General features: G+C 54.8%; 16 protein-coding genes. 10 read left to right on the plus strand and 6 right to left on the minus strand.

Features of this window, described 5'->3' with window-relative positions; translation table 11 throughout:
* Positions 1-94: 94 nt before the first annotated feature.
* The 3 genes from VN12_RS03420 to VN12_RS03430 form a co-directional block, all read right to left on the minus strand.
* Positions 95-787: a hypothetical protein gene (locus VN12_RS03420; RefSeq protein ID WP_146675513.1), complete on the minus strand. Its 693-nt coding sequence runs from the start codon at positions 785-787 to the stop codon at positions 95-97.
* A 135-nt stretch (positions 788-922) separates the two neighbouring features.
* Positions 923-2,122 carry an HD-GYP domain-containing protein gene (locus VN12_RS03425; protein WP_146675514.1) on the minus strand — a complete coding sequence of 400 codons (1,200 nt, stop codon included), beginning with the start codon at positions 2,120-2,122 and terminating at the stop codon, positions 923-925.
* 285 nt (positions 2,123-2,407) lie between these two features.
* Positions 2,408-5,887, minus strand: a complete 3,480-nt coding sequence (locus VN12_RS03430; RefSeq protein ID WP_168164193.1) for a c-type cytochrome — start codon at positions 5,885-5,887, stop codon at positions 2,408-2,410.
* Between the two features lie 262 nt (positions 5,888-6,149).
* Here VN12_RS03430 and VN12_RS03440 point away from each other — a divergent pair, with 262 nt between their 5' ends.
* Positions 6,150-6,773: a cytochrome c oxidase subunit 3 gene (locus tag VN12_RS03440; protein WP_168164194.1), complete on the plus strand. Its 624-nt coding sequence runs from the start codon at positions 6,150-6,152 to the stop codon at positions 6,771-6,773.
* A 43-nt stretch (positions 6,774-6,816) separates the two neighbouring features.
* Here VN12_RS03440 and VN12_RS03445 read toward each other — a convergent pair whose 3' ends face one another.
* A complete protein-coding gene (locus VN12_RS03445; protein ID WP_146675518.1) occupies positions 6,817-7,920 on the minus strand; it encodes a hypothetical protein in 1,104 nt (367 codons plus the stop codon).
* Positions 7,921-8,150: 230 nt separating this feature from the next.
* On the opposite strand from VN12_RS03445, the gene VN12_RS03450 reads away from it, so the two are divergent.
* The 4 genes from VN12_RS03450 (at position 8,151) to VN12_RS03465 (ending at position 11,939) form a co-directional block, all read left to right on the plus strand.
* On the plus strand, positions 8,151-8,750 hold the full coding sequence (locus VN12_RS03450; protein WP_168164195.1) for an RNA polymerase sigma factor: 600 nt from the start codon (positions 8,151-8,153) through the stop codon (positions 8,748-8,750).
* Positions 8,740-10,296 carry a serine/threonine-protein kinase gene (locus VN12_RS03455; RefSeq protein ID WP_146675520.1) on the plus strand — a complete coding sequence of 519 codons (1,557 nt, stop codon included), beginning with the start codon at positions 8,740-8,742 and terminating at the stop codon, positions 10,294-10,296. Before VN12_RS03450 ends, VN12_RS03455 begins: the two co-directional genes overlap by 11 nt.
* A gap of 54 nt (positions 10,297-10,350) precedes the next feature.
* Complete coding sequence (locus tag VN12_RS03460) at positions 10,351-11,331, plus strand: hypothetical protein (protein ID WP_146675521.1); 981 nt, start codon at positions 10,351-10,353, stop codon at positions 11,329-11,331.
* Between the two features lie 116 nt (positions 11,332-11,447).
* Positions 11,448-11,939 (plus strand): DinB family protein, encoded by a 492-nt coding sequence (locus tag VN12_RS03465; RefSeq protein WP_146675522.1) that lies wholly within the window; start codon positions 11,448-11,450, stop codon positions 11,937-11,939.
* A 23-nt stretch (positions 11,940-11,962) separates the two neighbouring features.
* On the opposite strand, the gene VN12_RS03470 is transcribed toward VN12_RS03465, so the two are convergent.
* Positions 11,963-13,969, minus strand: coding sequence for an esterase/lipase family protein (locus VN12_RS03470; RefSeq protein WP_168164196.1), 2,007 nt, complete (start codon positions 13,967-13,969; stop codon positions 11,963-11,965).
* Between the two features lie 369 nt (positions 13,970-14,338).
* On the opposite strand from VN12_RS03470, the gene VN12_RS03475 reads away from it, so the two are divergent.
* The 5 genes from VN12_RS03475 (at position 14,339) to hemG (ending at position 22,647) form a co-directional block, all read left to right on the plus strand.
* On the plus strand, positions 14,339-15,484 hold the full coding sequence (locus tag VN12_RS03475) for an MraY family glycosyltransferase (protein ID WP_146675524.1): 1,146 nt from the start codon (positions 14,339-14,341) through the stop codon (positions 15,482-15,484).
* Positions 15,481-17,841, plus strand: coding sequence for an O-antigen ligase family protein (locus VN12_RS03480; protein ID WP_146675525.1), 2,361 nt, complete (start codon positions 15,481-15,483; stop codon positions 17,839-17,841). Before VN12_RS03475 ends, VN12_RS03480 begins: the two co-directional genes overlap by 4 nt.
* A gap of 70 nt (positions 17,842-17,911) precedes the next feature.
* Positions 17,912-19,117 (plus strand): DUF1573 domain-containing protein, encoded by a 1,206-nt coding sequence (locus tag VN12_RS03485; protein ID WP_146675526.1) that lies wholly within the window; start codon positions 17,912-17,914, stop codon positions 19,115-19,117.
* A gap of 210 nt (positions 19,118-19,327) precedes the next feature.
* The gene (locus VN12_RS03490; protein WP_146675527.1) at positions 19,328-21,145 is read left to right on the plus strand and encodes a multiheme c-type cytochrome; all 1,818 of its coding nucleotides are present in this window, start codon (positions 19,328-19,330) and stop codon (positions 21,143-21,145) included.
* An 83-nt stretch (positions 21,146-21,228) separates the two neighbouring features.
* Positions 21,229-22,647: a protoporphyrinogen oxidase gene (gene hemG / locus VN12_RS03495; RefSeq protein WP_168164197.1), complete on the plus strand. Its 1,419-nt coding sequence runs from the start codon at positions 21,229-21,231 to the stop codon at positions 22,645-22,647.
* A gap of 57 nt (positions 22,648-22,704) precedes the next feature.
* On the opposite strand, the gene VN12_RS03500 is transcribed toward hemG, so the two are convergent.
* Complete coding sequence (locus VN12_RS03500) at positions 22,705-24,042, minus strand: cytochrome c (protein ID WP_146675529.1); 1,338 nt, start codon at positions 24,040-24,042, stop codon at positions 22,705-22,707.
* Positions 24,043-24,063: the final 21 nt, after the last annotated feature.

A 24,063-nucleotide genomic window follows, 5' to 3' on the forward strand; every position in this document is an offset into this window, starting at 1 on the left:
AGATGCAAAATGAAAAACCTGTCTGGAACCGCATTCTAACCGACGGAAATACCAGACAGTGGTCGAGCTCCCCATTTTTGGGGAAGAGTCCGTGTTATTGGTTTTCTCGTAGGGACGGAGAGATGGATTCATCCCATTCCCTCAATCGTTCCTCGACCCGTTTGGCAATTCGAAGGGAGGCCTCCAGCTCTTCTTGCAGGGGCGCTAAATCCTCTTCTTTTCTGGAACGAATAATATTTCCCAAGTGTTCGGCAGCTTTGTGAAGCTGAATCGAAGCGGTTGTGATCTCGGCAACACACGATTCTCGCGCCTGAAGGATGGTGTCTCTCGCAGATCCGCTTAATTTATCTGCTTGTTCGAACAACTCGAGCGATCGTTCCAGTTGTTCGATAAGGGCTTCGAAGAGCGAGTCGAATTGCTTTTGCAGTTCGACCGACTGGATTGGAAGCTCGTTTTGCATCCTACTTTTCCGAAACGACTCGCGGGATGCGCGCGCGATACTCAACGCATCCTTTGTTCGGTAGTCGCGATCTGCACGCAATCGAGTCGCCAGCATATCGAGAGCTTGCTCGAGCAAACGCGCCTGCTCGTCTTCTGCCTCGGATTCCATCGACCGTTTCAACGCGTCGAAGCGAAACGCCAGAAGCCCGGCGAACGAAGCGGCCGTGACCAAACTCGCACCGAGGCCAAGCCAAGGATATCCGATCCAAAACGACACGACGGACACCGCCGCGGGGAGCAAGACCCAGGGGGACAGTAAGATTCTCTTCCAAAGTTTTCCACGCATGAGCCGCTCGCACTTCGGGCGTTGAACCAAGAGGCAGGGTCACACTAGCTCGAACGGAACTAGGCGAAAACCGGGTACAAGCATACGCCGGTTCCTCTTGTTTATGCGACCGCGAGAGATTCGGCAAGCCGTCGGCTAATTTGGTTGAAGCTGGTCGAGGGAGACTTGTGGTCGCCACAATTCAACGTCTAACATCTGCTTGCTTATTCTCTTTCGAGGCTTCGAAGCGGTAGCCGCTGGTCCTTGAATGAATAGCGATGAAACGCTTAGATCGATAACTCGACCTCCTGACTCGAGCGTTCGAACGATCGGCTGGAACGGATTGTTGGGGTTGGCTTGGACGACCACCGCCAGCGAATCGTCGCTGAGCCGGACCATAGCACCGACGGGATACATGGATAGGGTTTGGATCAACCCGCGGACAATCTCGCGGTCGAACCTTCCCTTTCCAGCTTGGTGGATCAAGTATCCGAGCACATCGGATTCAAAATAGGGCTCATCTTGCAACTGAGGATCGGCGAGTTGAAGATAGATATCTGCGATCTGAACGATCTTGGCGTTGTCCAGCATGAGACTCGACGGAATGCCGAGAGGAACTCCTGAACCGTCCCCGATTTCTTGGAGTTGACTGATTGTTTCGACAATCTCGTAGTCCACTCGTGTTGATTCGGCGATTAGTTGCGCACTTTCAACAGAGTGTTGGAGATATCCATCGGTTGTCGTGACCTCGGGACGCAATCGCAGTCGCTCGTCATACCAATCGGCATGTCGCAAATGGGACACGTCCGCCAACATCGAGGCTATCCCAATGTTCAATATTGATTCGTGACCTAGCCCCATCCCGATACCGCATACGGAAGATACGAATGCCAGACGCGCCGATCGTTCCGCAATGGCTTGGGCGAGCTCTGCACATGCCCCCACCGCTTTGTGCGCAATGATGCTAAGGATTGCGGGTGCCTCGCGACGCGAATGGGTCGTCAAGGAGCGAATACAGTTTCGCAACAGTGTGATATCGATGATTGCCGCGTTGTGAAGATCACGGAACGTTTTGGTGAGAACTTCTACGGTGGCGTCCAAACGTCGGTGAATTTCTGCAATGAGGGCTGGATCAAAGCTGGGACGTGGCAAACTCTCCAGCGAATCCGATCCCATCTCTCCGCGCACCGTGACAGTCGCAACTCCCATCGACCTCAGGCGCCGCAAGAGATTATCGGTGATCGGGAGTCCCGCCTTGTGAACCAATCGTCCTGATGGGTCACGCAGGTCAAATGGCAAGAGAGCTCCGACGGGGAGGTCCTTCGTATCGATCGTGTAGGCGGGATCGGTGAGCACGTAGCAACTCCTACGTTGATAGGTTCGACGTTCGCGGTTAGAGGGCGAATAAGCCTTCCTGAAACTCAGTGGAGCGACCCAAACCGCAGGAGACTCATGTAATGTGGCTCCGAAATTGATTGTGGATTCCCGATACCGCATCAGAATCTCAACAAATCCAATAGGTATTATTCACCCCCCTGTTGATTCGATACAATCGATTTGACCGCTACTACATCGCGCCCATGCCGTAGAGCGCATGCCCGGAAACCATGTTATCCAAGGCGGTTTCGTTTCACGCGCAGATTACAGGGTTTGGAGATAGCGGAGGAGATCCGCGAGGTCCTGGGGAGTTGCGAAGTCGAGCAATCCGGAAGGCATCAGAGATTCCTTGGAAAAGGATTGTTCTTCAATATCTTTCTGATTGATTCGAACCGTCTCGCCTTTTGGTGTCATCAAGGTTGTTCCATCGGTGGCCTTGTAGATCGACATTCCCGTCAGAACGTCGCCATCGACCGTGAGTACTTTGAGGGCACGATACCGGTCGGAAATATCGCGACTTGGTTCAAAAATCGCAACGAAGAGGTCTTCCGAGGAGAAACGTTTCGTCACTCCCGCAAGACTGGGACCCAACGCCGATTGACCGCCATGGCAATTCAGACATCGTGTTTCATAGAGGGACTGTCCTCGCTCGGCATCTCCCTCGAACGACTTGGCTTCGCTCACTTTGTTTCGCCAACTGCTTGCAGACTCATCATGCCCTACCTTCGGACCTTCACCGGCTACGTAGCGTGACAAGATAGGCTGCCAGAGTTCCCACGCCATTTGTTTGGGAAGGTCCCGGATCTCGCACGACTCGCCGACCCGCTTGCAACGGATCGCGATTTCTGCAAAAGGTATCCCGATTTTGGATTGCCCGGCCGCGAAAGCGACCTTGGCAAGAATCGGCCATTCTCGACTCGGCTCCAAAGTGGAGAGCTTCTGAAGCCCCTTCCATGCTGGTTCCCAGAGGTTTCGATCCTCTTCGTTCAACGTCGATAGTAGCAGTTCATAGTCGGTGCTCCGTGGGTTGCGTGCGATCGCGTCCAAGGCGATCGCTTTGAGCTTCGACACCTTCGCCGCTTTGCGAATCGGTTCGTCCCACTCCTTTTCGATTTCACCACTGGGCAAACAATGTTTGAGCAATGCCGGAGCCCAAGTCTCAGGGTCCGACTTCCACAACAATTCCGTCATGCGACTTCTGGCTTTGGATTGGACATCCAACGGAAACCCTATCAAGATCGACAGATCCTCTGGGATGTAAGAATCCACCAATCGGACATAGGAACTCCCAAGGGTCGAATCGCGAGCGAGCAGCGAGGAGATCAACTGCTGCAACCGTTTCGGCCATTGATTATCTGTATTGAGGCCATACTCCCGTACCTTTCGAACCACACCGGCGAGGATCGCAGCCGTTCGTTCCGAATCGATTGCACTGCGGGCCGCGGTGCATCGCGCGACGCAACAAAGCAAATGAATATCCGAGGTGGGGTGACTTTCATCTCCAGGGAGGGAAAGCAACCAACGCAATGTCTTCAAGTCCGTCGGCTCCAACATGGCCAGCGTTCGAATCGCCTCGCTCTCAAGCTCGTCCTCTCCGTCGAGATGCGCTTTCGATCCAATAAAAACAACCCACTGCACCCAAGCGGACCGGACGTTCGCAGGCAACTGATTTAAGCTGACCGATCGGTAGCCGTCCAGCACATCGGGGTTCGGTGGATCCTGCTGACCTGTTAGCGATGTGCGTCGTTCACCGAGGGCCCACTGGAGCATCGCAAGGACCTCCATCCTTTGCCGGCGATTCCAATTGGGCTCTTCCGAGGGGACTCGATTGGCCAATGCATCCAACAAGGGTGTGTCCAGCGTGCCACTGTTCGAATACAGCTTTTTTGCGAAGAGTTGATCGACGTTGCCGGGCCCTCGCGTCGGCGAAGGGGCGATTCTGGAAGCCGACCACAGCCAAGTACGTCTCAGGACGCGTGCCCAATCCGCATCGGAGTCGACGAACTCTGAGTTCTTGACCGGAACTGAAATCCTCCTTAGGCCGATCGCTTCCCACTTCAATCGTTCTGCATTCGGCCCCAAATGCGTTTCCCAGGAGGAAAGGTCTGTGGTTTGAGATTCGCTCCCGATCCACGAGGCGACGCGAGATTGCTCCTTGGGATCGGAGAGCGATTTGCCGCGCCCAGCCAACCACCAAAGACCTGAACGATCGTGATGGGGTTGGCCAAATCCATTGTTCAAGGCTCGCGTTGGAACTCCGACTCCCATTCGCGTTAACAGTTGCGCGGCGCGTAGAGGAAGAGTCGTTGCAATGCCAGGGTTCGCGCCCCTATCCAGCTTTAATTCCCCGGTAACAATGCGAAGCAGGCAGTCGAACTCCGAACGTTTGCATGTCCCCGTCCAAACTGCCTCGGACCAAGTTTCCCAGGGATTGGGAGCCTGCAATGCAGCTGCGACATGCGACGCCGTTTCCCTTTCAATTCCGGACTTCTCAAGGGCCAGCGCGAGGGATTGCTCCGTCTCTTCGGCGGTTGCCTCGCCTTGGAAGCGAACGCGATACAACGTACCTGCTGTCCCGCGACCACCAACGCAAATCAAAAGGCTACCGTCAGGAGCCACACAGATGTCGGTTGGCGCAAAACCGACCGTCCCGGTCGTCTGCATGAAGATCTCCGCTGGCAATCGACCGGGCGCTCTCGCATCCTCGGGCAGGTTATCGTTGGGGTAAATGGCCAAGACTCGTCCAAACGTCCAGTCTAAAACAAAGACGGCGCCCCGATAGCGAGTGGGGAATGCCGAGTGTTCGTAGACCGCTACTCCGGTGGGGGAAGATCTGCCCATGGCTCCAAGAACTTGCGGCATCAGGATTTGCTTATCGCCATCCTTCCAAGTCTGTCCGCACCAACCAGCGTCACTGCCTGGCCCAAGCACCATGACACGGGTCGGGCGATACCAGGGTAAAACCGATTCGCGCTCATCGTCGCTATCGAAGGTGACAATTTGCCCGTCAGGCAGGAAATCAAAGTCGTAGCCGTTGCGCATTCCGTGCGCCCAAACGGACCGTGTTGAGAAGTCAGGACTGATTCGCCAAAGAGTTCCACTCCGTGGCTTTTGGATCGGCGACGCGCTATCGTTTAACAATCCTCCGATGCCTTGAGCAAAATTGCCGACGATCAAATACCAATATCCATCGGGGCCTCGCCGAATCGCGTGCGCATCATGTTCCCCCCCGGTTGGCAAATTCAGAATCTTGCGAGGAGCTCGATCGCCGATGTAATCTCCGTTGGTGTCTTCACTCAACCACAATCCGCCATCCCCGACGTAGTAGAGCTGCCTCTTTTCTGCCCAAAGTCCTTGTGCTCCCTGCTTGGGTATCGAACTCCAAATCACCGACCGATCGAAGATACCATCGCCGTTATCGTCGAAGAGAGTTTTGATATAGCCAGGGCCCGACACAACAGGATGCCCCTCTGGATCCAATGTCATGGCAAAGCAATCGTGGACGAGCGGGTCCCCGGCAACGATGGAGACCTCAAACCCATCTTGCACGACAAAAGGGTCTTCTGCCGCTGTGGAATCGTCGCCTTTGGCAATGCTCTCCTGCCCCATCAAAAACGGGACGTTCGTCAGTAAGATGACCGGTACGATAGACGTTAGGAAAGCAGCGACCAAGAGAGTCGATCGAACGGAAAGCCGAAAGGCGGGGCCTTCCGGCAAATGAGGCGATAGTCTGACATTCTCCATCGGCGCTGATCAATTCCTGTTTTCCAGATGCCTCTCGGTCACTTCGATTCGTTATCTTAGCTTCGCGGGGAAACGAGCGGAGAAGGGCCCATTTGTTTTTGAGCGTTTTCTGTTTGAATTCACAGGGGTTCGGTGTGGCAATTTGTCATGCGCTCGTCAGTTGGAGTGGAACCCGATATGATTCGGTCCGCGAGCGATGAGTTGTTCATCGAGTGCATTCAACGGGTATACCAACCGGACTACTATCACCGTACCTTTTTTCATGACGAGTTTGCGACCGATGCTGCCAGCGGACAAGCGTGCGATGCAAGGTGTTTGGTTGCTACTGCTCGCGCTCGGGGTCTTTTTTTTCTCCAGCATCCTGCTCTACGTCATTTACGTGGCCCTTCGTGTTGAGCCCGCGCCAGGGGAGTCCACGATCTCTCTCAAACTGCCGATGAGTTTCATCCCATCTAGCATTTTCCTCATCGGTGTATCGGGCTTTCTCGAGTTAGCGTACCGCGCCGCGCGTCGCGACAAGGAAGGGATGGTCAAATCGTCGGTGATCCTCGCCCTCTTTTGCGGAATGCTCTTCATGCTGCTGCAATCCGAAGGGATGTACAGTTTGATTCTTCTTTCCGAAAAGGTGAGTGTCGAAGTCTCCGACAATGCTCGGAGAGGTGCTTACACGTTTACCTTTGTTCTGGTTCTTCTCCACGCATTGCACGTACTTGTTGGCATTCTTGGATTGGTGCGCACCGCCTTCTCGGCTTGCCGAGACAAATACGATCATGAGCGTACTTTGGGCCTAAAGTTTTGCGCTCTCTACTGGCACTTCCTCGATTTGGTTTGGATCGTCTTGCTCATCGCCTTTGCGATCGCCGCGTCGTATCTCAATTCAAAGTAATTCGGATAGCAGCTCGCACGTCGGAGAGAGCTGTTCAAGTCGCTCAGGGACGTTTCTTCCCGTTATCGGGTCCCTTCGCGGGTCCCTTCTCAGGCGGCCCGATGTATTGCTTGGCCACCACGACATCGTCGAACCATACCCGATTGGCATGCCCTTTGGTCCCCTGGGTGATGTAAACGTAGAGCCAAACAAAATTCACGTTGAGTTGATCGATGGTCCGAAACTCGAAGCCTTCAAATGGGGTCCCTTCGGGTGGGTTTTTCAGATATTCGCGATCCCCTTTGTCCGGGTTCCAGCGGACCCCTTCGCCCCCTTCTCCCGGGAGGAATTTGTCGAAGACCCATTTGCCGACAGGAAAACCAGGCCCAAGATGGCTTACGAGAGTGCCATCGATCCACAGTGCCATTTCCCCATTCTTTTTGCCGATGTCATTCATCTGGACCATCGTTTCCACGCAAATCCACTTTTCTTTGGGAATGGTCAGTTTCGGGTCTTGGATGAAGGAGTTGCCCCATGTCTGACCGCGTGGAGGACTTCCTCGCATCGCGTGCCAGTACGTGTAGTAGTCCCATCGCCAAGATTTTCCAAATGGTTCGATTCCGACCCAAAACGCTTTGTCACCGCGCGTCGGCTCGCCGGCTCGGACGCTGGGCCACGCCGTGGAGGGGTAGTTTCCACCCAAACAAGTCCCAAAGTGATGGATGGGCTCGCAGTCGTCGGCGAATCTCACCATCATCCTGGCAAAGATACGTTCGTACCCTGCGTCGAGTCGTCGATAGAGATCCGCGCCGGTCCCCAGCTCTTGGCGTTGAGCAATCAGCAGGGATTTGGCCCCCTTACCTCCATCGGGGGTTTGAGAGTCCAGCGTCATGACTTCGGGATCTCGAACAGTTTCCCATCGCGATCGCAAATCGTCGATAGAATCGATTTCGAAATCTTCTGCGAAGATGACCAGCGGATCCTTTTGGATGCCTTGGTCCCCCGGATAGCGGGCCGCGATTCCCTTTTCGGGAAAAGGTACGTTTGGTTTGGCGATCGAATTCGAATCCGATGGAGCCTCCTGACCGGCACTGGGGGCGGAGAACACAAGGATTGCGATACACGGCCAAAGATGCCCGGTGCGGAAAAGGGACAGCAAAGGAAGCATTGTTGTCGTCTCGATTTGGGGGTAATGATCGCGAGCGGCGACGGAGGGTAGGTAGCCCCGTTCAAATGGGGCCGCAGGACCGAGTCTAACACAGAATGGATCCGTTATGGGGGGCCACTTTTCGGCCATCCAAATGGGATACCGCAAAATTTTTTGGGGGAGTGGTGAAAGGAATCGACGGTTGGTTGGTGTACATTTCCAGTCACACCAGCCCCGAGGACGATTCGAGAATGCCTTCGACACCTGACACGCGAGAAAGCTTGATTCTGCGACTTCCAACCGCCTCCGACGCACAGGCGTGGAGGGAGTTCGTTACGATTTACGAGCCCCTCCTCTTTCGCTTCGCTCGCCGGCGCGGATTGCAGGAAGCGGACGCACGTGAAATCGCTCAAAACGTTTTTTTGGCGGTGGCCAATGCCGTTCCGCGATGGACCCCCGATCCTAGCCGAGGCCCCTTTCGGGCTTGGCTCTTTCGCATCGCACGCAATCAGTTGATTCACTACGTCACCAAGCATCATCGACTTCGCGCGACGGGGCAAACTGCCGAGTGGGATATCCTCCAACGGGTGCCGCATCTATCGCAGGGGGAAGAAGAGATTGTCCAAGACTACCGTCGTGAAATGTTCCGGCTCGCCGCCGCGCAGATGCGTGATTCGTTTCACGAAACCACCTGGAAGGCGTTTTGGGGAACAGCGGTCTTGGGTCGCGCAGCGGACGAGATAGCCAAGGAGCTAGGGCTTACACCGGGCGCTGTGTATATCGCCAAATGTCGGGTAACGGCCAAACTGAAGTCGCTCATCGGCCAATGGGAGGCATGCGATGCCCTTTAATCGAACCAAACCCTGCACCTCCGCCGCGTGGAAAAGTCTCCTTTCCGATTCGCTGGACGAAACGGCCATCGACGAGGCAACTCGGCATGTCGAGGGCTGTGAGGACTGCCGGTCGCAACTGCAGAAGGCCTCGGATCAGCCATCGGATTGGTGGGATGAGGCGCGACAATCCTGGTTGGAAGAGGAGCTTCCGAGTTCGGCCCCCCACGAATCGACTTGGATTTCAATCGAAGTGGGGAGCGAACTACCTCACGACACCAACATCGAGGCGGAACGCGTCTCCCTCGCCTTCCTTTCCCCTCCTTCCCATCCGGAGTTGTTGGGACGCATCGGGCGATACAACGTCGAACGGGTAATCGGCACGGGGGGGATGGGGGTGGTTCTGAAGGCGTTTGATACAGAGCTCAATCGGCCTGTAGCGATTAAAGTCCTTTCCGATCACTTGGCCAACAACGCATCGGCTCGGAGACGCTTCGCAAGGGAAGCGCAAGCTGCGGCGGCAGTCATCCATCCCAATGTCATTCCGATCTACAACGTCGAGACCGACGATCGCTTGCCTTATCTCGTGATGCAATGTGTTCACGGTTCCTCCCTTCAAAGCAAAGTGGACCGGCAAGGCCCTTTGTCCGTGGAAGAAGTCCTCCGTATATCCAAACAAACGGCAGCGGGTCTTTCGGCCGCTCATGAACAAGGCTTGGTGCATCGAGATGTTAAGCCCGCCAATATTCTCATGGAGGAGAATGTTGATCGCGTCCTCCTGAGCGACTTTGGATTGGCGCGAGCCGTGGACGACGCCTCCATGACACGGACGGGTGTCGTGGCGGGTACACCGCATTACATGTCGCCAGAACAAGCACGGGGAGAGTCGATCCAGTGTGCCAGCGACCAATTTTCACTGGGATGCGTCCTCTACTTCATGTTGACCGGCCGCCCCCCTTTTCGTGCCGAAACCGCAATGGGGATTTTGAACCGAATTTGTCATGATCCCCATAGACCCGTGCATGAAGTCCGATGCGATGTTCCTCGCGAAGTCAGCGAACTGGTTAGCCGATTGCTTGAAAAGGAACCTCGGAATCGATTCGCAACGGCCAAACATGTGGAGCTGGAAATCGATCGGTTGCTCGTCTTACTTCAATCGGGCCAACTCACTTTGGGGATTCCCAAACCGCGTTGGTGGCAACTCTCTCGGCCAACACTGTCGACAGCATTGTTGATCGCAGGCGTAGTCGTGATCGGGGCTTGGAAACCATGGGAATGGATCGGGGAGGAAACAGAAACCGGTTCGCCCCCGATGGTAGTCAGCGAACCCGAGATGTCGGATATCACCGTTCGCGAGTTATTGCGATTGCGATCGGAATGGGAAGCCACTTTGTCCGAAGAACGGTCCATCGACGCCCAGGTGCAACAATTGTCTTCATCACTCCATCGTCTCGAGTTGGAGTGGGATGCATCGGAGACCATTCCGATGTCGCAAGAGGATGGATTGTTCATGGAATTGGAGCAAGAAATCTGGAATCAACGTTTGGAAACCGAGGCTTGGAAATAACGAATGGAATCCCGTTCGGAGGATGGACTATTCACTTTTTAGAAAGGTTGGATCATGAAAGTTAGTTGGAAGTCAAACGCGGCGCTGGTTGGTCTCGCGCTCACGGGGTCTTTGGGTGTGGTCGTCTACGCGCAGCAGCCACCTCAGAACAGTTTGCCGAGTATTTCTCAGACGATTGATTCGCAGCCCCAAGCGGTAAGCCCTGCGATCGCGCAGCCGCCGATAAATCAGCCACCGATGGTACAGGTGCCGATGCGGCCGTCGTCGCCCGGACAGTGGAATTCCCCTGTTGCGACCATCGCTCCCGTCGCTCCCGTCGCATCCACTGGCCCCCTGACACATGTTCTAGGGATGGCAAGGTGGGAGCCCGCCTCACCGAAACTAGAGTTGTTGACTTGGGAAGATGATCAATTCCGAATCGAGCGACTCGATGGTCCTCCCACTCCGGAACAATTGTCGGCCCAGCGGGCAGCCCAATCCAAGTTGCGAGAGGCGGAGAAAATGCTTCGCAACGAGAAAGGGAGCGAACAGGAGAAGACAGAAGCGAAGGACTTGCTTCGCAGCTACTTCGCCGCGCAGTTTCAGCACGATCTCGACGTTCGAAAAGAACAAATCCAACTGCTGGAGGAACAGCTTGCGAAGCTCAAGTCGATCGTCGACAAGCGGTCCGATCAAATGAAGAAAATCGTCGAACTGCGAATGACCTTGCTAGAAAACGACAGCAACGGACTTGGGTTTCCACCCGCGTTTCATCAATTGCCTCACCAAGACCATTTGCAACCGGTACCTGGCATGCCTGGTATGACGGGCATGCCTGGTATGCGGATGATGGCGACTCCGAATTATTCAGGTTCGTACCCGTCGAGTCGGTTCTATCCGAGCGGGGGCACTGTTCCCACGCCGATTCCCCCGAGAGTTCCGCAATCCAACAGCAACCCGAGTTATTTCACTCCGGATAGCTTTACTCCTTCACAGCCAGCCAAGGCAGGTGATGGAAGGAAGAAGCCTGCGCCGAGCTTGGAAGACGGAGTGTAGGACGAGCACCTCCTACACGCGATTGCCCGTTCATGCCCTCGAAGCTAGACTGGCTGCCTTGTTTAACGATCAAGACATAACAAGGCGGGCAGGACCGCAGGTAACCGGGAGAAAATATGAACGCAATCGAGACGTTGAAAGAAACCTACAAGTTCAGTTCGATGGTCCTACAGGCCTATGTGGGCGACTTCACGGATGAAGAGTTGATGCAATGCCCAGGCCCTGGCTGCAATAGTGTGGCTTGGCAACTGGGCCATTTGATTTCGTCCGGCTGCGGATTGCTACAAATGGTTGCACCGGAGAGCGCTCCGAAATTGCCTGAAGGCTTCGAAGCGAAGCATGCAAAAGGGAATGCAGGGAGCAGCAACCGAGCAGACTTCCTCTCTACCCAAGAATACATGAAGCTCTTTGCGGACGTACAAGAAGCAACGTTTCGCGTCTTGGATCAACTCTCCGAAAGCGATCTGGACAAACCGAGTCCAGAGCGTATGCGCGGCAGGTTCCCTACGATGGGTTCCGTTTGCATCTTGATCTCGACCCACGCGATGATGCACGCAGGCCAATTTGTGCCGATCCGCCGCGCGTTGAATAAACCTGTCGTCATCTAGACGCGATACGGTTACTCGATCGGTTACTTGATCAACGGAATCGGCAGGAGCTTCTTCTTCGATTTCTCAGGAAAAGGGAGCGGCTCGAAAGCGGATGCCGGCACGACTTGTGAGGTCGGCTGGTTGATATTCCATGGAACGTGCTGCTCGGATGCTTCCGGGCGTTGCTTCCAATGGGGAGGAAGATCGAGGATCGCGGTCATTTGCGGGTACTGCGTCAGTTCCCTGAGGTGTTCGACCAGGATGCGGCGAACTTCGAGGATCGCTCTGGGTTTCGAGTGAATGTCTTGGTGCTTCGACTCCACCAAGATTTCGCTGATCACATCGTCCATCATGGCGCTTTGCACCCCGACGACACCATCGCTAGGCTCGTCTGATGTTTGGAGCCAACTCGATTGAGGTACCAGACCGATGATGTTGTGGTAGCGAACCCAGGGCGCGCGTGGGGCGCGGAGCATGGCTGGAAAGATCGGTGATTGCGGGCTGAGGGAGTCGATACTGGTTGTGGTCGTAATCAGTTCTGTATTTTGAAAGACTCCAGGATTCTGGCGGATGAGGGAGTTCCCCATCTCGGTCACACTCGTGGGAAGCTTGATCAGCTTGCGGCCCAGCCACCGGGTAGCATCGTTTGCGTAGTCGCTGCCTCGGTGCGGGGTCCCGATCGTGACCACCCGTTTGATCGAAGGATTGGGATGGAAGTAGAGCGCGGCAGCCAGGCGTCGCAATTCCGTCTCGTCACCTTGAAGCGTCGTGAAAGGTTTATCGCTCAGGACTCGCCAAAATTCTTCGCCACTTTCGATGGTTTGCATTCGCGAGACCAAACCGCCCATGCTGTGTCCTACTAGAACGACGTTGTCTAGAACTGGGTACTGGTGAGTTGGGTCCAAGGATTGGCGAAGTTCATGAAGGTCGCTTCGCATCTGCGTCGCGCTGATCCAAAAGGGCTGGCCGGTTGGATATTGATAAAACCAGAACTGATAGTTGCGCCGAAGTTCTTGAAAGGATCGCAGATCGTTGAACATGGGCATCCACGTCAAAGGGCTTGACCAAAGCCCGTGAACCATCACAACCGGAACGCGATTGGGGTCAAAGGGTTCGAGCATATAGATGCCCCGAAGCTTTTCCGTTTTGTTCGGATCGAAAAGTCCTACAGTGCTATTGGTTTGTTCGCGAAATTTTTCGTTATCCAGGAAGTAGGCCAATGGGGTGCTCAGATCGGACTGCAGGGGGACCAAACGAGAGTTCAGTTGGATGTCGGTGGAATCCAATGGATCGTGCAGTTCGAGGACGCACGGATGGCGGTGCTGGCTGTCTCGAGACGTGTGGAGAGTCGGTGAAGTAACGCGGAGCAGGGCGGTGACGGGAAAGGAAAGGCCTTCGGGGTAATACTTCTCGGTCGGATCGTTTCCGTCATGCGGACGGCGAACCGCGATCATGGGAACGCCGACGCCGAAGCTCACATTGGCGGCGTCGAATCCGCTGACTTGATAGTCGCTGCAGAACTTCAACTGCGCGAAATCGGCATCGCGCCAGGAGCCTCGTGCGACGACTTGCACGTCGTAATCCTTGGCCGATGTCTTGATGCGGTAGCTGTTGCCAGGCTTCAAATTCCCTTGCCGGCTGACCAATCGCAGTGTGGCTTCCAAGGAGCTGTTGTAGAGATCGCAAGCCCCGCGAAACTGAGGATCATAAGGGTTTCGGGAGACATCCAGATCGGGGCAAAAGAGATAGAGGTACGCGTTGCTCACCGAGACGCTGTACATGTCGAGGGCTTGCCCTTCGTTCCCGCTCCGCTCGGCTTTGGTCCCGATAATGTAGGCGACTTCCGCAATCGCATAGACCTTCTCAGCTCCCCGTTCATCGGTTGCGAGTTCCTGCAATTGGATCAAACAGCCGCTTGGATCTTTTTCGTACAGGTCGAGGAGTGCATAGTGCCGGAGCAGAGATGATGTCCGCGCCGTAATCTGGGGGCCAGAGCGGGCTGCCAGTTGCAGTGTTTCGGTCAGTGGATTGAACGGATTCGAACGCATGGTGACGTACTTCTGCGTCGCACAGCCGCAGAAGAATATCCCCACCAAACAGAAAAGGAGCGGGACGCACGACAAGTCGGGCGCTCGACACCAGGTTCTGAGTAAATAGTGGAGAAGTTGGTTTCGGCTCATGCAGTGCTAGCAAAGTTCGCGTTTTTCCATGTCCGCGATCGGTTCATAGCAGTCGGGGCTGAAGCGATGCAATGGCAGATGGCTAGTTCGGGCAAGTGAGGCGATTTGCGTCGTCGGAGGCTGGATTTGCAGGGCTACCCTGCCCTGGTTCCGGTTTGCGAGCTATCATGGGGCCCGGTCTGGCGCTCGCCGGATTGGACCCTTCTCGTTCCCTTCGCATCGCAACCACGACACCGCATGACCAATGACTGGAAGCTCTTGATTTGTCTGGTGGCGGGAACGGTCATTCCGGCGGCGATCATCTCGTGGTGGGTAGTCGGCTGGGTTCGCAAGCGTGCGTTGAATTTGGGTTTGATGGATTTACCGAACGATCGCAAGGTGCATACGGTTCCGATCCCTCGTGGTGGTGGAATCGGAATCGCGTTAGGGGTTACTCTCACCTTTGCGATCGGGGCTGTCGCGGTTTGGGGACTGCATAGGGACTGGTTAGGGATTCAGCAGTTGTTGCCGGAATCGGTCGTTGTTCATCTCCCTGGTTTGGTGAGCCGACTTGGGGCGTTTGGAGTGTTGCTGGGAGGAGGGATCGCGTTGGCCGTTCTGGGGCTGTTCGACGATCTCCGCGGATTGCCTTGGCAACTCCGATTGGCGGTCGAGTTCCTGGTGGCAGGGGTCGTCGTGTACTGGCAGAATCTTCAGCTTACCGCCTATATTCAGATTCCATGGCTTACGTCCTTGATGAGCGTCTTTTGGATCGTTTTGTTGATCAACTCGTTCAACATGCTCGACAACATGGACGCGCTCAGCTCGGGTGTTGCGGCGATCATTTGCGTCATGCTTACCGCCATGTTGTTATTGCCGGGTGGGGAATTGCCCAAACAGCCTCAATTGTTCGTTTCCGCTATGCTCTTGACGCTCTTAGGTGCATTGCTTGGTTTTTTGCGATACAACTGGCCTCCCGCTTCCATCTTTATGGGGGACTCCGGCAGTTACTTTGTCGGATACTGGATCGCGATTACGACTCTGCTATCAACCTATGTAGACGCAAGAGGGTCGACTCCTCATGCTGTGTTAGCGCCTCTTTGCTTTTTGGCGATACCTATCTATGACACGCTCAGTGTGGTTTTGATTCGATTGCGCGAAGGGCGCAGTCCTTTTCAAGCCGATAAACGGCATTTTTCGCATCGTCTGGTGAGCTTGGGCTTGAGTAAGAAGCAAGCGGTCTGGGCAATTTACTTGGCTACGATCACTTGCTCATTAGGGGCATTGCTCTTGCCAAGAACCGATCTGGTGGGCGCGTCGTTGGTTTTATTGATTGTGATTTGCATGTTGTTTTTGGTGAGCCAAATTGAAGGGATCTTGCGAAGAGGACCAGGTGATTCGTGAAGTCGAACCAGGAGTTGCAGAATCATGAAAACTGGGTCATTCAGCTCCCGGATCGCGTGACCCAATTTCTGTTGGGGCTTTATTGGGTCATGTCGCAGTGGAATCCGTGCGATTCGACGAGTGTATCGATGGGAAGCTCTCTTTACCTGATCCTCATTGGATTGGCATTGGGTTTCTTCACGTCGATCGACCGATTGCTGGGTGAGAGTCGCCACACTATTTCATTGCCTTGGAAGTTAGCAATCACCGGATTCTTTGCTTGGTTGTTATTAGCTACGTACCAAGTGTTTGATCGAGGGAATTTTCGATCCGCGACGCTAGGATTTTGGCAATCCGTTTCTCTCTTGGGGGTAGCGAGCGCTGCCTATTACCAGTTCACGAAGCCGGGACGCATGGAGTCCCATCTACGGTGGGTTCTCGGTACGGCGGCTGGAACGGTCTTGTATGCTTTGTACCAATACTTGATCAGCATGCCTCGATTGCGAGAGCAGTTTGCAGCCAACCCCGATGCCATATTGCAGGGGAAAGGGATCGTCCCCGGGACAGGGGAAGCGATGCAGTTTGCAAATCGTTTGATGAGCACTGAACCAATGGGGCCGTTTGCATTGACGAATTCGTTGGCAGGATTCATCGGTCCCTGGCTCGTGGTCGCGCTGGGTGCGATTGTGTGGCTATGTCTTCCTGACACGGGACCGGAAGGTGGAGGCAAGCGTCGGAGTCGGCATTGGACGCGGCGATTCCCTTCCTATTTTCTGACACTTTGGTTGCTCGTTGTCCTGGCAGCTTGGACGCTCGTCCTGACCAAAAGCCGTACGGCTTGGATCGCATCCGCGGTTTCGTGCGCTTTGTTAGGATTGATCGCGCATCCCGTGGTACGTCGTTCTTGGGATCGCGGCAGTCGTTATTGGTCGATCGCAGCACCGTCGCTCTTGGGTTTGTTCTTGATTGCACTTTATATCTTTTGGCGCGATCCTCAATTGCTCACCGAGGCGGGAAAGTCTTTGGCGTATCGCATGGAGTATTGGCGAGGCGCGTGGCAATTGATCGAACGATCGCCTTGGTTAGGAGATGGTCCACTCCAATTCCAAGACATGTATGTCCGGGTCAAGGAACTTTCGGCCTCCGAAACCCCCGCGGATCCCCACAACATGTGGATGGAGATCGGAGTGTGGGCGGGACTTCCTACCCTCGTGATCGCAGCAGGTATTGGATTTGGTCTTCTGCAGCGATTCGCCTTGATGCCTATCCAAGCATCTCTACTTGCCGAGAACCACGATCGCAAAGAGGACAAGGGGCTTCGGCGTCTCAAGGCATCGGACTTCGGCGCATCTTTTGGTTTAGTATCGGTGGTTGCCTTCTCCTTTTTGTCTCCCGAATTGGATACCCAACTGACCGCTCTTTTGTTTGCAGGTGGGTGTTTTTACACCTATCTAACCCTCGCGTCCCCTACGTGGGAGCGGTTCGTTTTTGAGAACGGCATGAAGATAGGGTTGATCCTTTGCACGTTTCTCGGGATTCATTTTCTGTTCTCCGGGGGGTGGATGCAGCCGGGGAACATGAACACAGCGGTGATCGGTGCCGTGCTTGGTTTTATCGGTCCCACTCGTCGTGCCATGAGACGGGAAGAGTTGTATGTCTGGAGTCCATCGATCCCGTTGGTCGCGTGGATTGGGTTAGTGGGAGTGTTCTTGATCTTCTTTTATGGTCCTGAGAATCGGCTCGCTACCTGGGAAACCGATTTGGCCATGGGGAAATGGAAATCGGCTTCTTCCTCGGAGTGGGAAACGATGCTCGAAGTTCATCCGTGGGCACCTCAGATACCGGAAGAGATTGCCAAGCATGCGCTGGGCAAATCCATGGACAGACGGATGGGAGAGTCAGCCCGTCGGGAGTGGATCAACCTGTTCCTCAAGGCAGACGACGCCATGAGAAAGCGGTCGCCTCGGAGCTGGAATATTGCGTATCAAAGCGCGATATGGAACCGCATGTTGGCCGACGAGAGTCAGGCGAATTCCGAGTTGGCTGCGACATTGGTGAGTCGGTCTAGCGCTGCGAGTCGGGAAACGGCTGCCATGTACCCTTCGTCCATTCCCGTGCAATTGCAATACGCCTTGTTCGCCTTCTCCGATGGCGATGTGGAGGGGGCAATCGAAGGATGGAGGCAAGTCGACGCGATCGAGTCTACCACGCCCCATGCGGACAGAAAGTTGGCAGCCGCCACCGTTTACTTGCCCGATAGGCTGCATGCGGGTTGGGGCGTGGATGGAAATCCGAGTTGGGGGAGGGATCCGAGCGGGTTTGTCCGCGCTGAACCGGCTTTCGCGAGGTTGCGTAGTTCGCTGCAATTGTCAGAATAGCATTTTGTTTGGCTGACGCCCGGAGCGCGTCGCGACTTTGATCGACCGATCTTTTGCCGGCTTGAGACCCATGAAAACAGCGTTGATCCTCATTCTATTGTGCGTTGGGCTCGGTTTTGGAATCGCGACGAGCGAACTGAGCGGAAGAACCGCCGGGCTGAAGCACATCTACGGCGTTGTGGAGGATATGGATGCCGCGTTGGCCAAATCGACGCAGGTGGAAGTAGCGGATCTTGCGAAAATCGAGGTCGTGGGCGGAACGGAACTCGATTTCGGCACCATGAAAAAAGGGACTCGCCGAAGCCATAAATTTGTCTTCAAGAATGCTGGGGAATCCACCGCGGACGTTTGGTTCAAGGCGAGCAGTTGCAAATGCACGGTCGGGAAATTCGAGAAAGCGACCCTTAAGCCGGGAGACACGACCGAGGTTGAGCTCGAGTGGATCGTCGAAGGAATTAGCAGCGACTTTGCCCAGACTGCAACGATCGGAACATCGGCTCCCAACCAAGAGGAGATCAAGCTGACGATCAAGGGCCGGGTGGGCGAATCCCTCATGTTCGAACCATCCATGCTGGATCTCGGCGAGTTCATGTCCAATGAGTCGCACGAGTTCAAAGGGAGACTTTTCAGTTTCGAGGAAATCCCTTTGGATGTACCCACCGCTTCGGTCGGTGATTCCGCGATCTCGTCCAAGTTTTCGGTTTCGCTCGAGCAACCCCGAAAACCTGAACCTGGCGAGTTTCCCAACTACGACGAAGCGAGACAGGTGTTGGAATTCAAGGTGACGGTCAACAAAGGGGTCCCCTCTGGAAATATCAATACGAACTTGATGTTCGTCCGGCATTTTAAAGATGGCGAATCGGAGTCCATTCCGTTGAAAATCATCGGTCGATGCATCAATCCCATTCGAATCATCGCGGGCAATGATTACGACGAAGAGAGAGATGTTTTGAAGATGGGAAATGGGACAAAGAAAGAGGGTCTCAAAAAGAGTTTCTTGCTCGCGGTGAAAACCAACGACTACCCCGATGCCAACATCACCTTCAAACGGGTGACGCCGGACGCCATTGTGGATAAGGTTCGGGTGATGATCGGCGAGCCTCAGGTGACCAAGTCTCAAAAGATCTTCCCGATCACCATAGAAATCCCCGCGGGGACCGAGCCGGTGGAACTGAACGGGTTGTTCGGCAAGGACTTTGGCAAAGTCGTTTTCGATACGAATATGGAGAATTCCCCTGAGGAGTCGATCTTCCTCCAATTCAAGATCTCGGAGTAATTCCGGTCTCGTCGCAAAGCGTTCTCCATGTATGCATCAGGCCCCTCCATGCTTGGATGGGAGGGACCTCCGGGCGTCGTTCCCGCAGCAATAGCAGCGAAGGATTCGATTCCCCTAACGATTTTTGCGTCAATAGCCGATGCAACGGTAAAATCGATTATGACGATCGCGCATCGTCTTCTCGTTCCGCCGATCTCAAGCTAGCGAACCATGGCAAAACGACAGCAATCCATCGAGAAGCGACGATTCCTTCGGCGTGCAGCAATTCTCTCGCTCCTTATCGGAGCTTCGCTGGGGTTACCGATCCTAACTGCAGCCGGTGATCCGCCGAAGCGTTTCTTCCCGGGGCTTGGGAAGGGAAAGCTGGGAAACCTGTGGCAAGGGAATAAGCGTCCCGATCTGCCGTCCGCACCGAACTCGTCGACTGAGAAAATAGCGAGAGAGAAGACTGTCCAAGCGGGAGAGCGACGTTCAGAAGAATCTCACGAGGGGGAGCCGGTAGGGATTCCGGTGAATACACCTCAGACACAGATCCCCACCAATAAAGTGGATCGCGCCCAGACTTCGTTGCAGGAATCGGCAACGACAGCGCCACCTGTCAATGTCGCAACGGAAGCGGAGCGAAATCAAGTCATTGCACCGGACTGGAAAGATCCCTGGGCGGTTTTCTTCGTGACCGGGCGTCAGTTTGGATATATGGAACCGTGTGGCTGTACGGGGCTGGAGAATCAAAAGGGAGGACTGATGAGAAGGGATTCCCTCCTCGAAGGGATTCGCAATCGAGGTTGGAATGTGATTCCTCTCGACGCCGGAAACCAGGTCCGATCGCGAGGGAAGCAGTCGGAAATCAAGTTCGACTGGACTTCCAAAGCATTTTCCATGATGGGGTACGGGGCGGTTACGTTCGGTGAAGATGACTTGAAATTGAGTCAAGACACCCTGGTTTATCAGTTGGTTAGCTACGCAGGGGATTCGAACGGAAGCAATGGTCCTCTTTTTGTTTCCGCCAACGTCTCCATTTTCCCGGACCTTGATACGACACACAAAGTCATTCGTGTTGGAAACAAGAAGATAGGGATAACCGGAGTTCTCGGAGATGAGAACGCGTCGAAGCTCGAAACAGTCGCCGATTCGTTGACGATCAAACCTGCAAAGGAATCGTTGGCTGCGGTGAAGAAATTGCTGGATGCGGAACGATGTGACTTCACTGTCCTTCTCGCACATGCTTCGCTTGAGGAGTCGAGACTCCTAGCGAAGAGCGTACCAGGATTCTCGATGGTGATCACAGCGGGGGGCTATGGTGAACCGACTTACAGGCCAGAGCTGATCCCGGGAACGGAAACCCAAATGGTGCAGGTAGGCACCAAGGGGATGTACGCAGGGCTCGTCGGCCTCTTCAACGATGCAAAGGAGCCTCTGCGATACCAACGCCTGGCCTTGAGCTCCCAGTTTGAGGATTCTCCACGCATGGTAGAGTTATTCAGCAAGTACCAGGACCAGCTCAAAGCCGAAGGGATGGAGCGTTTGGGGAAGCGCCCCCAAAATCATCCGACGCAGCGCGAGTTCGTGGGCTCCGAGAAATGCGGCGAATGCCACACCGCGGCCTATGACATTTGGAAGAACACTCCGCACGCCCATGCCACCGATTCCATTGTCGAACCCCCTGAGCGATCCCTCCCCCGTCACTTCGACCCGGAGTGCATTTCCTGCCACACCACCGGATGGAATCCTCAGGATTTCTTGCCCTACAAGACAGGGTACGAGTCGTTGGAGAAAACGCCACACATGACCGGGAACGGGTGTGAAAACTGCCATGGTCCCGGAAAGAATCATGCGGACGCGGAATCGGGTGATATCGAGGCAACCAAGGAGCTTTTGGCAAAACTGCGACAGGAGATGCAATTGCCATTGGCTAAAGCCCACGACAAATGTTTGGAGTGCCATGACATCGACAACAGCCCTGACTTTCACAAGGACAATGCGTTCGAAGAGTATTGGGAGCAAGTGAAGCACTACGGTAAGGATTGATGGCATACGACCGAATAGCGGTATGATTTCGCTATACTATCAGGTCGGACTCCATCTTCTTTCTCCTATTGGAAAGCGTTCGTGTGAAGAGAATCGCCGTCATCGGGGCAGGCATTAGCGGATTGTCATGCGCTTGGTATCTGCAGCGAGAGGCGCCCGAAGCACAGGTCGATGTGTTGGAAGCGTCGAGCCGCGTGGGTGGGGTCATCCAAACCCACAACGAATCTCCTTACCTGGCGGAACTTGGGGCGGACAACATTGCCACCCTCCTACCCGACGCTTTGGAACTGGTCCAAGAATTAGGTCTGCGCGGTGATTTCATCACCCCCAATCCGGAACACCGATTTGCTCAAGTCGTGCGTTCGGGGCGGATTCTACCGATTCCGAACGGGTTTTCGCTGATGCAACCGACTCAAATGGATGCGATCCTTTGGTCCCCCATCTTGAGCTGGACAGGAAAATTAAGAGTCCTCAGCGAGTACTTCATCCGACCCAAAACGGGCGATCAAGACGAAAGCGTGGAATCCTTTGCGGTCCGACGGCTCGGACGAGAATGCTTTGACCGATTGGTGGAGCCCATCATCGGAGGTATCTTCACCGCACGCGCCGAGACCCTCAGCATGAAAGCGACCATGGATCAGTTTCTTCGGATGGAGAAAGAGCATGGCGGTTTGATTCGGGGAGCCCTTGCGAAAAAAAGAAGCGAGGCCAAATCGGATCAATCTGCTCGCAAGGCGAGAGGGGCCCGGTACGATCAATTTCTAGCACCTCGGCAAGGCATGGGTTGGTGGATGAACGCCCTTCGCGAACGCTTGACGGCTTCGGTGCATCTAAATGTTCGCGTTTCCGAAATTGAAGTTCGTACCGATGGACGTTGGGCCCTTCTCGGCGAGAATCTGCCCGATCCGAACGCGTGCTACGACGCCGTTTGTTTATCGACCCCCAGTTGGGTCAGCGCTGATTTGCTAATCCATACGGCACCGGATGTCGCAGCCCTGCTAGACCGCATCCCGTATGCCTCTTCCGCCGTCGCTATCTTGGCGATACCCAAATCTGAGATTCGTCCGGAGGCGATGTGTTTTGGCGTGGTGGTCCCCAAAACCGAGTCCCGAGATGCGTTAGCGATCAGTCTATCCAGTGAGAAGTATCCTGGTCGATGCACGGATGATACCGTTCTGGCTCGCGTATTTATGGGAGGAGCAATCCGACCCGAATTGCTCGACCAAACAGATGAGCAACTTCTTCAAATCGCCCGCCGAGAGATCCAGGCATTGTTGGGCGTTACCAGTTTGCCGCGATGGCAAAAGCTCGTGCGATGGAATCAAGCGATGCCACAGTACTTGGTCGGGCATTGCGAGCTGAATCAAAGCATCCGGGACGGCTTACAGCGGCATCCTGGAGTCTTCCTGACGGGCAATGCCTACGAGGGAGTTGGGATTCCGCAATGCATTCGTCTGGCCAAGAAAACCGCTCAGTCGATCGCTCAATTTGTGAATGGCTAAACGCGAGCCAGGGTATTGTCGAGTCAAACCCTGGCATTGTTTTCCCATCCGGTAGCCTTACTTGGCCGCAGTGGTGGCAGGTGCTTCAGGGGCTACTGAGACAGCACCTTCCGCTGGGGCAGGGGCGGGGATTTCTGCGATGCTCAGAATGTAATTGACCAAGTGCCACAGGTCGTCGTTCGTGAGCCCTGGGAGACCTTCACCTTGCGACAGCGCGGCCGCCGGCATTGTCGCGCCGGGGATACCATAGCGAATGCGTCGATAGAGATCGATCGGTTCGCGTCCGCCTCGGAAGTAACCTGCGACGATATTCCGTGGCTTGAGTGGTTGGGGCTTCAATCCGCCTCGCGCGAGCAGGGGCAATAGTTCTTCGGTGTCAGTGGGTTTGATCCCAATTTTTGCTGTCCAGTCTTTCGTCCAGTCGTCGTAATCGGGGGCCTGTGGACCGTCCCCTTTTGCGGACTCTCCATGGCACTTCGCGCATGCGGCATCATTTCCAACGAAAAGCTTTTTGCCCTTCTCGATGGACTCTGCCAACTGGGCCTTGTTCTCGTCGGTTTCGCTTCCAAAGAGCGGGAAGTCAGGCATCTCGGGTTCTTCGACTTTGTCTTCCGCCTCGGCCCAAGAGTCTGCAATATCGATTAGAAGTTCTTCCGCCAGATCGAGTTGTTCCTTAAGCTCGGGGCTGGGGGACTCTGCGCCGGCCACCTTCAACGAAGCGTTGTAGAGTCGCCCTTCTTCCAAGTCTAAATCGTAGGCAGCCGTATAAAGGAGCTTGCGTTCGAACTCGCCCCGTATCGACAAAAAGATAACGTAGTCGACCAGTGCATCGAGTTGTTTATCCGAGAGCTTTGTAAACTTGGGCATTTGGGAATCCCCAAGCCCCTCCAAGAGAATTCCTTTCAAATCTGACTTGAGAGGTTTCCCGGTGCGTGACGTGCTCTTGTATTTGAAAATGCCGTGTCGGAATTCACGGGGGTAGGGATTCTGACTAGCGGCGACTGGCCCTCTTCCTTGCCCGCTCTCGCCATGGCACGAGGCACATTGCTGTCGATACAGTCCGGTTGCGCCAGGCTCGGCCGAGGCGGGGGGCATACCTGCCGCCATCTTGAGGTTCTCAAGAGAAATTAGGTCCGGGTAGTCCGATTCGAAAATCGGTGGCAATTTGGGATCGTTCAATGTTCCAAACCACTCGATCAGCAAGTCCTGCGCGTCACGGGTTGGCTGCTCCAACGGGAGATCCTCGGCAATCTCAAGAGAATGCGAGTAAAGCAAGTTCGGTTCGTGCTGAGCAATCCGATTGGCGCTCTGATCGCAACCGACCGCGCACAGTCCTCCTACGAGAAGCAGTGCGAGAGAATGGCGACGAGATCTATTGGGAACGGTGTTGAACATGATAAATCCTGCGGGAAAATA

The organism is Pirellula sp. SH-Sr6A (genome assembly GCF_001610875.1).
Classification (GTDB): Bacteria; Planctomycetota; Planctomycetia; order Pirellulales; family Pirellulaceae; genus JBKCUI01.

Coding starts and splice junctions, on each gene's coding strand:
- VN12_RS03420 (WP_146675513.1), bottom strand. CDS start 787: ATGCGTGGAAAACTTTGGAAGAGAATCTTACTGTCCCCCTGGGTCTTG.
- VN12_RS03430 (WP_168164193.1), bottom strand. CDS start 5,887: ATGGAGAATGTCAGACTATCGCCTCATTTGCCGGAAGGCCCCGCCTTT.
- VN12_RS03440 (WP_168164194.1), top strand. CDS start 6,150: ATGACGAGTTTGCGACCGATGCTGCCAGCGGACAAGCGTGCGATGCAA.
- VN12_RS03445 (WP_146675518.1), bottom strand. CDS start 7,920: ATGCTTCCTTTGCTGTCCCTTTTCCGCACCGGGCATCTTTGGCCGTGT.
- VN12_RS03450 (WP_168164195.1), top strand. CDS start 8,151: ATGCCTTCGACACCTGACACGCGAGAAAGCTTGATTCTGCGACTTCCA.
- VN12_RS03455 (WP_146675520.1), top strand. CDS start 8,740: ATGCCCTTTAATCGAACCAAACCCTGCACCTCCGCCGCGTGGAAAAGT.
- VN12_RS03460 (WP_146675521.1), top strand. CDS start 10,351: ATGAAAGTTAGTTGGAAGTCAAACGCGGCGCTGGTTGGTCTCGCGCTC.
- VN12_RS03465 (WP_146675522.1), top strand. CDS start 11,448: ATGAACGCAATCGAGACGTTGAAAGAAACCTACAAGTTCAGTTCGATG.
- VN12_RS03470 (WP_168164196.1), bottom strand. CDS start 13,969: ATGCGTTCGAATCCGTTCAATCCACTGACCGAAACACTGCAACTGGCA.
- VN12_RS03475 (WP_146675524.1), top strand. CDS start 14,339: ATGACCAATGACTGGAAGCTCTTGATTTGTCTGGTGGCGGGAACGGTC.
- VN12_RS03485 (WP_146675526.1), top strand. CDS start 17,912: ATGAAAACAGCGTTGATCCTCATTCTATTGTGCGTTGGGCTCGGTTTT.
- VN12_RS03490 (WP_146675527.1), top strand. CDS start 19,328: ATGGCAAAACGACAGCAATCCATCGAGAAGCGACGATTCCTTCGGCGT.
- VN12_RS03500 (WP_146675529.1), bottom strand. CDS start 24,042: ATGTTCAACACCGTTCCCAATAGATCTCGTCGCCATTCTCTCGCACTG.